Below are 8,640 nucleotides of genomic sequence, written 5' to 3' on the forward strand. Positions count from 1 at the left end.
CGCTGCTGACGCAGCACCCCTCTCTACTGCGTAGCTCTGCGAGTCCCACAAGGGGCGAGGGCAACAGATAAAGGCTGAAATCTGAGGTTTTTAGCTCCTCACCCTTGGCTGGGACAGCTCCGCAGGAGAGGGGGGAGACTGGGAGGGGGTGAATGAGCAAAGCGATTGCCCTTCTTAGACTCTCAGACCCTCGACCTTTAGACTTCCCTGCGCCTCACCGAACAGCCGTCAACGTCAGCACACTAGTCCCACCCAGTTGCAACGAGAAGTTGGCTTCTCCGGCGTCTTGCCCTTCCGGAGCGGTCAGTTTGCCTTTCACTTCGGCGGCGTAGCTTTCGGTGCGGGTGGCACTGACGGGCAATCCATCGGGCCGCACGCGCAGTTCTCCGGAAAGGGTGTAGCTGCTCAGCGTCGTGGTCAGGTTGGCACTCTGCCCGGTCACGATTTGCTGGCCCTGCACGATTCGGGCAGCGCGGCTGAAGACCAGCAGGCCGCCCTGCACGCCCTCGAAGCGGAGTTGCTGCTCTACGCTGATGGCCTGCGTTTCGCGGTTGCCCGTGCCTACGCCTGCCAGCGGGTTGCTGGGCTTCAGGGTTTTGGTGCGCGTAAAGACTGCACCGGGCGTCAGGGGTTTGCCCAGAATCCCGAACGCCGCCGGATCGAAGTTGGCGAGCAGATCGGCGTGCAGGGCGGCCAGCAGCGTATTCAGATTGCCCAAAATGCCCGCCAATGGGTCAGCGTTGGCGGGCGATTCATCAGGCTGAAAGGTCAGCGTGGCACTCGCTCCCAACGTCCTCACCGAACGCAGCGTCAGCGGTTCTTGCCCTGCCTCGGTCAGAATGGACGTGTACATCAGCTTGCCCGCCGTTCCCGCAGCGGGCAGCACCTTCACAAATTGCTTGAACGGCTGCACGGTTTCGCCCGAACGCGATTTGAGGGCCGCCAAAAACTGAGCCTGCGCGTCTTTGGCCTCGGCTTCCGGCACACCCGTCAGCACAAAATCGCCGCCCGTAAACGTGACCCGCGTGATCTCGTTGCCCCGGTATTCGCGCACCGTGCCCACTGGGGCGGAGAGAGTTATTGGCGTAATGGAAGGAGAAGTGGGGGCGGTGGGAGAAGGCGGGACAGACGGCACAGCACTGGAAGTGGGCGGCGTGGCGGGAACGCTGCTCTGAGCCAGTGCCGAAGTATCCAGCGCCGAAGCAAGGAGGAGGGCCACAGACAGGGGCAAGACGAAGCGGCGCATAAGTTAAGGGTAACGCCTGAATCTTAAAGCCTTGGCTGTGCGGCATACAGAGAGTGCTGAGGTGGGGTCTGTGCTGCCTTCCACTGTGCAGGAAACGAAAACAGCGGCCAAGCGGTGTACCGTACCCTTATGACCCTGTTCAGATTGGAAGGCAAGCGGGCGCTGGTCACGGGCGGCAGCCGGGGCATCGGCCTCGCAGCGGCGCATGACCTGATGCGGCTGGGCGCACAAGTAACGCTGGCTGCACGGGGCGAAGACGCCCTGAAAGCGGCGGCAAACGCTCTGGGCACACGCTGGGTGGTGGCCGACGTGAGTACCCCGGAAGGCGTGCAGGCTGCGCTGGCCGCCGCTGGGCAAATCGATATTCTGGTCAGCAACGCAGGTGGGCCGCCCCCATCCCTCCCCAGTGCGGTTAGCGAAGAAGCGTGGATGGCAGGCCTAAATACCACCTTCCTGAGTACCGTGCGTTTGGCAGCAGGCGTGCTGCCCGGTATGCGCGAGCGGCGCTGGGGCCGAATTATTGCCGTCACCAGCCTGACTGTGGGGCGGCCTGCCCTGAATCTGCCCGTCAGCAACGCCATGCGGGCCGCCGTGACCAACCACCTCCGCACGCTGGCCCTTGAAGTGGCCGCCGACGGCGTGACCTGCAACACGGTAGCCCCCGGCTACACCGCCACCGACCGCCTCCGCGCCCTGCACGCCGATCCCGCCGACGCCGACAAACTGACCGCCAAAATCCCCGCCCGCCGCTTTGGTGAGCCGAACGAAGTCGGGGCCGCCGTCGCTTTCTTAGCCACCCGCGAGGCCGGATACATCACGGGCCAAGAGATTCTGGTGGACGGCGGCTGGAGCATCTGAGATTGGGGCGTTGGGCGGGACACAAGTCGGGCGTCAAAGGGTCTAGGGTCTGAGGAAGGGCAATCGCGTTGCTCACTCACCCTCTCTGCTGCGCAGCTCTGCGAGTCCCCGGCCCTCCCCCCTCAAGGGAGAGGGAGCAACACCACGATGCTTGCCCTTGCCTTTCGCCCTCGCCCCTTGTGGGACTCGTAGAGCTGCGCAGCAGAGAGGGGCGATCTGCAAGAGCGGGGTGGCTCGCAGAGCTGCGCAGCAGAGGGGGCCACCCATTAAGCGCCTCCACCCCACCCCCAGCCTCCATCAACAATTAATGTTGACGCTCCTCTAACCCACCAGTGATCCAATTTGGGCTGCCCTGCATACATTCAGGGTAAGAAAGGCGCAGAAGGGCTAGTTTCGCCTAATCAAGCGAGACGGGGTTCAGAAAGCAAGCCCACACAGCCCTTCATAGGCACGCGCTACCCTACAGTCAACCGCTTGGCCCACTTTCGGGCAACCCCATCACCGCACCCACCAAGGAGCACACCATGTCACTAGGGCCACTAGAAATCATCCTGATCGTTGCCGTTATCGCCCTGATTTTTGGCGCACGCAAGCTGCCCGAACTGGGTAAAGGCCTCGGCCAAGGCATCAAGAGTTTCAAGAAAGAAATTCATGATCCGGTGGCCCCTGTCGTGACCGACGTGCGTTCTCATACCCTCGACCCCGTGCGTACCGCAGATGGCCGAATCGTAGAAACGACGGTTACTGAAGTCGAGCGGCGTTAAGGGCACGGGAGAAGCGGTCATGATGCAAGACCTGAAAAGTGCGCCGCTGTTCGACCACCTCGACGAACTCCGCAAGCGCCTGATTTACAGCGTTATCTTTCTCATTCTGGGCATGGGCGTCGCGTGGAACTACCGCATCCCCCTGATCGAGTTGTTGAAAGAACCACTTAAATATTCGCAGCTGTATCAGGACGGTAAGGTCAAACTGATCGTTACGCAGCTCACCGACCAATTCTTACTCAGCTTCAATATTTCGCTCTGGGCAGGTTTGGCGCTGGCATTGCCGTTTATTTTGTGGCAAGTGTGGGCCTTTGTCGCCCCCGGTCTCTATGCCAGCGAGCGTAAATGGGCTGTTCCCTTTATCGCGGGTGCAGGGCTGGCTTTTGCAGGCGGCGTCGTCTTCGGATTCCAATTGGTGCTGCCCACGATGGTACGCTTTTTCGTCGATTTCTTGGGCGGCACAGTAGAACCGCTGCTCAACCTCGCCAGCTACATGGGCATGATCATCACGTTCCTCGTTTCATTTGGGCTGGCCTTCGAAATGCCCATTCTGGCTGTCATCCTGACCCGTATCGGCATCGTGAACCACACCATGCTGCGTAAGGGCTGGCGCCTTGCCCTTGTGGCGATCATGGTGGCTGCCGCAATTATTACGCCCACCCCAGACCCCGGCAGCATGTTGCTGGTGGCAGGCCCGCTCTACCTGCTGTTCGAGTTGGGCGTCATTCTTTCCCGCGCCTTCCGCCTTCAGCCGCCCGTAGAAGAAACGCCCGCGCTAGAACTCTAATTTTTGCTCCATTCGGCCTGTCTTCCCTTCAGAAGATGGGCCGTTTCCGTTGCCCTCGGCAAGATGAGTTTCAGCCTTCCAACACTTTTAGCACGTCTCCAGAGGATAGATTATGCAGCAACGAGGCCTTTTCCACTCCCCAAACCCTCCCTTCCTACCTAGCCCGCCCCTATCCGGCATAGACTGACCCCGACTTATGGATCCTGTCTTCTTGCAAATCGGCAGTTTTACTATTGCCTGGTACGGCGTGCTGATCACGCTGGGTATCGTCGCGGGCGTGTGGGTGGGCACACGCATGGCCCGGCAACGCGGTCTCAACGTCGATCTCTTCAACGACATCATTCTCTGGATGATCATTTGGGGACTCGTGGGCGCAAGAATCGTCTTTGTCGCCACCTCTTGGAACCAATTTGAAAACATTCCGTTTCCCCGCATCCTGCTCGACATCATCAACTTGCGGCAAGGCGGCATTTCTATTCACGGCGGCCTGATCGGCGGGATTTTGGTGCTGATCTACTATACCCGCCGCTACAAGCTCAATTTTTACCAGTACGCCGACCTATGCGTGCCCGGTGTGGCCTTCGGCATCATCGGCGGACGCATCGGCAACATCATGAACGGCACCGATACGGTGGGCCGCGTGACCGGGTGGCCTATCGGCTACCGTTGGCCCGACTCGGCCCGCGCCTTCCACGACGGCATGTGCGTCAAGAATGCCAACCCCGACATGGATTTGTCTCAGTACTGCCAGCAAATCGGCGGGCAACTGGTCATGACCGCGCCCGTGCATTTCACGCAGCTCTACGGGGTCTTCATCGGCATCATTCTCAGCATCGCCGCCTACTTCTGGCTGAGATCACGTAAGCCCGGTTGGGCCTTCTGGCAGTTCTGGCTGTGGTATTCCATCCTGCGGGCGGGCCTAGAAGAAACCTTCCGCCTCAATCCCCTCATTCCCAAGTCGTACCTGAGCCAAGGCCTCGACAAAGCGGGCATCGGGCTGTGGACGGAAACCCACCTGATTTCTATTCCCCTGATCATCGCCAGCATTTGGCTGCTGATCCAGATTGCCAAACGGCCTGATACGCGGGTTGACCCTGTGCCGTCCGCGCCCGTACAAAAGAGCGCCTGAAGCGGGTCTTGCGCGGAAGATTCACCACAAAAAACCAAGCAAGCACGATCTAATTTAACTTTAGATCGTGCTTGTTTTCTTGGATTGCTGCTAGTCCTCTCCCCTACCGGGTTTGCCGCGCCAAGCCAACCACACAGCCCACAGATTGATGGCAGCAGCGGCCAAATGCCAAGGCACCAATTGGCCCGCCGTTGCCCAAGCCAGTGCCGTCAGCGCACACAGCGCGTTCAAGCTCAGGCCGATGACGAAGGTGAGGCTTTGGTGCGGCGTGCCGTACATGGGGGTGCGCGGGTGCGGGTCGGTCATGGCGTCGTGCGCCTCGGCGTAGCGGATCAGGCTCAGGATACCGAATACCAGCAGCAGCGCGGCCAGCAACATGCCCCACAGTCCCAGATAACGGCTGACATTGCCGTAGTCCAGCGCCCCCAACGCAAAGTGCGCCAGCGAGCCCAGAATGCTGACCAATGCGAGGCCCAGTGTGCGGGGCGTGGAGTAGTTGGGGGCGTCACCGAGGGGCATCGGGGGCAGTCTAAGGGTCTAGGGGCGAGGGTCAAAGTGTGGGAGGGCGGGTTTTGGGATGTGGGTCTTGGAATGTGGGAAGGGCAATCGCTTTGCTCCTCACCCCCTCCCCAACCCTCCCCCTCAAGGGAGAGGGAGCCAAACCCCCGACACCGCCACCCAAAATCGTCCCCGCCCCCATCCATGTGAGGCCGTCATCCGCGCAGCGGGTGGGCCAATTCCATGTTCAAGACGACTGACAATTCCGCTCTAAAAGAACGAGCCAGCCGAGTGTGGACGCGACAAGATCAATCCTCCTCAGCGGAGCGACCACTCCCCTGCACCCTTTGGGGGCGGGGGCTGGGGGAGTCCAACGTAGGAGAAGGCAAAAAACCTGTTCACTTGCTCGGTGTAATCACCTCAACCGCCGTCAACGTTTCCGTAATCCGGTACGTATGGCTGGCCCCACTCGGCACACAGTACGAATCCCCCGGCGCAAGCGAAAGCGTCTGCCCATTCACGATCAGTTCAGCGCGGCCTTCTATCACATAGCCCAACGTTTCATAGTCGTTGACGCTTTCGGGCTTGGCGGGATCGGGTTCCTCGCGGTGCCATAGCCGCATCTGCCCCGTTTGGCCCTGAATCAGGTGATGCTCGCCGTGTTCGCCGTGCTGCGTGTCGCTCTGGCTGACCTTGTACGTCTGGGTTGTCATGCCTCAGCCTGCACCGCCGCAGCCGCGCCGGGGTGAGGGGAAGATTCAGGGCCGCAGAGCTTTTGGCCCCCCAAGCCGGAAGGCCGACGCCCACGCATTCTGTCCCGCAGTCAGTAGTAATGTAGCCAAAAATACCGTGCTGCACACTCTTTTTTTGAATCTGACGCGATTTGGCAAGAAGGCCAGTGGCAGCGTACACTGCGCTTCTAGCTCTGTTGAGGTCACGCAGATCGAACAACCACAGCGCCGGGGGGTGAGGCAAACACATGGGAACCAAAGAAGACGTCCGTTCGCGGCTAAATATCGCGGAGGTCATCGGAGAATATGTGAGCCTCACGCCTGCGGGCAAGGGACGCATGAAGGGGCTGTGTCCATTTCACAAGGAGAAAAGCCCGTCGTTTCAGGTAGACACCGAGCAGGGCTATTACTACTGCTTTGGCTGCAAAGCGGGCGGCGACATCTTTAGTTTTGTGCAGCAGACCGAAAACCTCAGCTTTGGCGATTCGCTGCGCAAGCTGGCCGAAAAAGCGGGCGTGCAGGTGGAAGCCAAATACGGCGAGAAGTCCAGCCGTGACCTGTACGACGTGAACGCCTTTGCTCTCAGCTATTTTCAGGAGCATTTGCCGGGGCCTGCGCTGGAGTATCTGAAGGCACGCGGCCTGACCGACGCCTCCATTGCCGCCTTCGAACTCGGTTACGCGCCCGAAGGCTGGGACGGCTTAGTCAAGCGGGCCAAAAGCCGGGGCATCACAGACCGCCTCTTGCTAGAAGCGGGCCTGACCACCGAAAACCCGGAATCGGGCCGCATCTATGACCGCTTTCGGGGCCGGGTCATGTTCCCGATCCGTGACCATTTGGGACGGCTGGTGGGCTTTGGCGGGCGCGTGCTGGACGACAGCAAACCCAAGTACCTGAACACACCCGACACCGAAGCCTTCAAAAAGGGCGAGTTGCTGTACGGGCTGGACAAGGCCAGAAGCCTGATTTCTGGTACGGGCACAGCAGGCGGCGGGGAACTGATCGTGGTGGAAGGCTATATGGACGTGATTAGCCTGCACCAGCACGGCTTTACGGGCGCAGTCGCCAGCCTCGGCACCGCCCTGACCGCCGACCACGCCACGCTGCTGGAGCGGCTGGGAGCGCAAAAGCTGACGCTGATGTTCGACCAAGATCAGGCGGGACTCAAGGCCACTCTGTCGGGGCTGGATCAGGTGTTGGGGGCCAAATTTCGGGTGCGGGCCACCAGTGTTCCCAGTGGCAAAGACCCCGCCGACGCGCTGCTGGCCGGAGACGAAGCAGGCATTCGGCAGGCTCTCTTGGGCGGCCTCGACGAAGTGCATTACCGGGTACAGGCCGCGCTGGACAAGCACGATGTGACCACCACCGCAGGCAAACGCAGCATCCTGATGGATCTTTTGCCGCGAATGCAAAACCTCGATCCGTTAGATGAGGGCGCGGAGCAGATGCGAACGATTGCCTGTCACACGCTGGGCATCAAGCCCGAAGCCCTGCTGGAATGGATCGGCTCTAAGGCCAAGCGCCGCAGCCTGACCGATACCCACATGGCCGGAATGAGTGCCCACCGGGGCGAGGAAGACCGGGAACTCTCGCTGCTGCGGCAACTGCTGGTAGACCCCAGTTTGCTGTCTAAGCTGGACGGCAGCACGCCTTGGCGCAACGAATCAGTCCGCAAAGTGATGCTGGCCGCGCTGGGGCAGGGCGTGGGCGGCGCGAATGCCGATTCCATCCTAGAAATCTTCCGGGGCCAGCCCGAAGAGCAACTACTGATCCGCCTGATGTTCGAGGGCCGCGACACTGGGGCCATTTCCCGTGATACCAACCAGATGTACGAACAGAAAGTGAACGGGTACGCCGCTGCCGCCGTAGACGATATTCAGGTCAGCATGAGCATCGATTCTATGCGGGCCGAAGTAGACCTGCTGAAGCGCCAAGTGGCCGAAGCCGAAGCCGCCGAACAACTGAGCTTGCTGCGCCAGATTGGGGAGTTGCAGCGGGCGATAGAGGCAGAGAAGCGGGCGCGGCGGAGTACGGCGTAAGCGGAAGAGCTTGATTGACTAGAATTAAAGCTTTCATGCTATTCAGTGACTCAACATGAGAGATGAAGTTCTCCTACTCCTAAAAATAATCGCCGACCCTGAAATCGAACTGCGAAAAGAGCCTTTGATTCGTCTGGGACAATTAATTACTCACAGCTTAGAAAGTGTTACGGGCGATAAACCAGATATATTCAATTACTTTGTAGATGCTAAAGCCAGATCAGTATCATGCACATTCCACTGCACAGGAATCTTCCCTATAGAGATTTATGAGGGTGTCTGCTCTTTTCGCATGGATGAAGAGGGGGTCTGTGTGATCTATAGTGATCTATTGCCATTTTGGGGCGACGAGAGAATTATGAGGATGGGTACGAGAAGTGAAACGTATATCTATGTTAGTGCGAATATTTCCTTGGAGGGTGATATTGTCTTAGCCCCTCCTGTCTGGACTACGGACTCATATTTTGAATGGGAATCCCATACTAGCCCTAGAAGACAACTCTTCAACAATGTTACGTATTTTTTCGACGATTAGGCGAGTTCAAGTTGCTAGCGCACCACTCTGATGAGTCGAGTGTACTTCGTGGG

8 protein-coding genes are annotated in these 8,640 nt (G+C 59.4%); 5 read left to right on the plus strand and 3 right to left on the minus strand.

Annotated features, from left to right (window positions below; genetic code table 11):
- Window positions 1-214: 214 nt before the first annotated feature.
- The gene (locus E7T06_RS20075; RefSeq protein ID WP_136367539.1) at window positions 215-1,246 is read right to left on the minus strand and encodes a hypothetical protein; all 1,032 of its coding nucleotides are present in this window, start codon (window positions 1,244-1,246) and stop codon (window positions 215-217) included.
- A gap of 129 nt (window positions 1,247-1,375) precedes the next feature.
- On the opposite strand from E7T06_RS20075, the gene E7T06_RS20080 reads away from it, so the two are divergent.
- From E7T06_RS20080 to lgt, 4 genes are all read left to right on the plus strand, one after another.
- A complete protein-coding gene (locus E7T06_RS20080) occupies window positions 1,376-2,104 on the plus strand; it encodes an SDR family oxidoreductase (RefSeq protein WP_136367540.1) in 729 nt (242 codons plus the stop codon).
- A gap of 524 nt (window positions 2,105-2,628) precedes the next feature.
- The gene (locus E7T06_RS20085; protein WP_136367541.1) at window positions 2,629-2,868 is read left to right on the plus strand and encodes a twin-arginine translocase TatA/TatE family subunit; all 240 of its coding nucleotides are present in this window, start codon (window positions 2,629-2,631) and stop codon (window positions 2,866-2,868) included.
- 19 nt (window positions 2,869-2,887) lie between these two features.
- On the plus strand, window positions 2,888-3,655 hold the full coding sequence (gene tatC / locus E7T06_RS20090) for a twin-arginine translocase subunit TatC (RefSeq protein ID WP_136367542.1): 768 nt from the start codon (window positions 2,888-2,890) through the stop codon (window positions 3,653-3,655).
- 196 nt (window positions 3,656-3,851) lie between these two features.
- Complete coding sequence (gene lgt / locus E7T06_RS20095) at window positions 3,852-4,784, plus strand: prolipoprotein diacylglyceryl transferase (protein WP_136367543.1); 933 nt, start codon at window positions 3,852-3,854, stop codon at window positions 4,782-4,784.
- A 90-nt stretch (window positions 4,785-4,874) separates the two neighbouring features.
- Here the strand turns inward: lgt and E7T06_RS20100 are convergent, their stop codons facing one another.
- Window positions 4,875-5,303, minus strand: a complete 429-nt coding sequence (locus tag E7T06_RS20100; RefSeq protein WP_136367544.1) for a hypothetical protein — start codon at window positions 5,301-5,303, stop codon at window positions 4,875-4,877.
- A 377-nt stretch (window positions 5,304-5,680) separates the two neighbouring features.
- The gene (locus E7T06_RS20105; RefSeq protein ID WP_136367545.1) at window positions 5,681-5,995 is read right to left on the minus strand and encodes a cupin domain-containing protein; all 315 of its coding nucleotides are present in this window, start codon (window positions 5,993-5,995) and stop codon (window positions 5,681-5,683) included.
- A gap of 266 nt (window positions 5,996-6,261) precedes the next feature.
- Between E7T06_RS20105 and dnaG the strand changes: the two genes are divergently transcribed.
- Complete coding sequence (gene dnaG, locus E7T06_RS20110; RefSeq protein WP_136367546.1) at window positions 6,262-8,052, plus strand: DNA primase; 1,791 nt, start codon at window positions 6,262-6,264, stop codon at window positions 8,050-8,052.
- The last annotated feature ends 588 nt before the right edge of the window (window positions 8,053-8,640 follow it).

The organism is Deinococcus sp. Arct2-2, from assembly GCF_004801315.1.
GTDB lineage: Bacteria > Deinococcota > Deinococci > Deinococcales > Deinococcaceae > Deinococcus.